Source organism: Cellulomonas septica, assembly GCF_012396155.1.
Lineage (GTDB): Bacteria > Actinomycetota > Actinomycetes > Actinomycetales > Cellulomonadaceae > Cellulomonas > Cellulomonas septica.
Genome location: NZ_JAAXOY010000782.1, coordinates 1 through 1,472 on the forward strand (window position 1 = coordinate 1; position 1,472 = coordinate 1,472).

At 72.8% G+C, this 1,472-nt stretch carries 3 protein-coding genes and 1 pseudogene; 3 read left to right on the forward strand and 1 reads right to left on the reverse strand.

Annotation, left to right across the window (positions count from 1 at the left end; genetic code table 11):
• Nucleotides 1-15: 15 nt before the first annotated feature.
• Entirely contained in the window at nucleotides 16-198 is a 183-nt protein-coding gene (locus tag HGA02_RS19095) for a hypothetical protein (protein WP_124342289.1), read from the reverse strand.
• 192 nt (nucleotides 199-390) lie between these two features.
• On the opposite strand from HGA02_RS19095, the gene HGA02_RS19100 reads away from it, so the two are divergent.
• The 3 genes and pseudogenes from HGA02_RS19100 to HGA02_RS21310 all read left to right on the forward strand — a co-directional run.
• Nucleotides 391-801, forward strand: a complete 411-nt coding sequence (locus HGA02_RS19100) for an META domain-containing protein (protein ID WP_343035629.1) — start codon at nucleotides 391-393, stop codon at nucleotides 799-801.
• A gap of 150 nt (nucleotides 802-951) precedes the next feature.
• Entirely contained in the window at nucleotides 952-1,167 is a 216-nt protein-coding gene (gene rpmE, locus HGA02_RS19105) for a 50S ribosomal protein L31 (RefSeq protein ID WP_124342288.1), read from the forward strand.
• A gap of 138 nt (nucleotides 1,168-1,305) precedes the next feature.
• Nucleotides 1,306-1,472: pseudogene (locus HGA02_RS21310) on the forward strand (peptide chain release factor 1); the annotation flags it as partial.

Consider the following 1,472-nt stretch of genomic DNA (forward strand, 5'->3'; position numbering starts at 1 on the left):
GGCGGCCCGGCGGAGTCAGGTCCGCGGCGTGAACGCGTCGGGCGCGGCGTTCGGCACGCGGTCGCGCCCCGGCCAGCGCTGCTGGTAGGTGCGGCGCCGACCGCAGCGGACGCACGTCGCCGTGCGCAGCGTGGACGTCCCGGGGACAGGGGTCTTGCCGTCGGGGTCGCCGCGGAAGACGTGCAGGCACACCGTCATTGGTGCTCAGCTCCTCGTGAGAGTGCTCGTGCCGTCCATCGTCCTCGGGCGCCCGGGCCCCCGCGCGCGTCCCACGGAGGGCGACCGCGTCAAATCCACGATGTGAGATACGGGTCGTTGAATCGCGCTGACCTGCGGCGACGCGGTTGCTCCGAACGGGTCGACGGTGCGCGGTCGACCGCCGGGCACCGCGTGAGCGCCACTGCTAGCGTGCCCGGTATGAACCGGTACGCGTGGGGACGTCCGGCAGCGGGCGTGATCGGACTAGTGGTGGCGGCGGCAGCGCTCGTCGCGTGCGCGGCGGGCGAGGAGCCCGCCGACGCGGTCGGCACGTGGGGTGAGGACGCCGAGGGCGAGCCGCAGCTCGTCATCGACGAGGACGGCACGGTCTCCGGGACCGACGGGTGCAACCGCATGACGGGCACGTGGTCCGAGGGGGAGGACCAGGACGTCACGTTCAACGACATGGCGGTCACGCAGATGGCCTGCGAAGGCGTCGACGACTGGTTGAAGTCGGCGGCGACCGGCGAGGTCGAGGGGGACGAGCTGGTCGTCTACGACGAGTCGGGCGAGCAGATCGGCACCCTCGCGCGCGCGACCTGACGCCCGGCGCCCGACCCCGCCGGCCCCCGCAGGCCGAGCGGGAAGATTTCGACGCCCGTCCGCGTTCTGGCACAATCGTCTGTTGGTCTGCGGTTCACCCGTGCGCGCAGCGCGCCGGGACCCGGGGACACCCCAACAAGGAGAAGCCCTGTGAAGTCTGACATCCACCCGGAGTACGTGGTCACCGAGGTCACCTGCACCTGCGGCAACACGTTCACCACGCGCTCGACCGTGACGAGCGGCAAGATCCACGCCGACGTCTGCAGCGCCTGCCACCCGTTCTACACGGGCAAGCAGAAGATCCTCGACACCGGTGGCCGCGTGGCCCGCTTCGAGGCGCGCTACGGCAAGAAGTCGGCCAACTAGCACCTCCGCAGCGCCGGTGCCCGGCCGCGGACGACTGCCCTCCATGGCAGTGTCCGCCCGGGTACCGGCGCTGCTGCGTTGTGCGCCCGACGTCCCCCGCCGGGTCCCGCTGACCGGTCGAGGCTGGAGGAGCCACCCATGAGCGAGGCGTACGCCGCCGCGCAGCCACTGCTCGACGAGCACGCGCACATCGAGGCGCAGCTCGCCGACCCGGCCGTGCACGCGGACGCGTCGCTCGCGCGTCGCCTGGGCCGTCGGTACGCCGAGCTCGGCCGCGTCGCGCAGGCCTACCGCGCGTGGCGGGC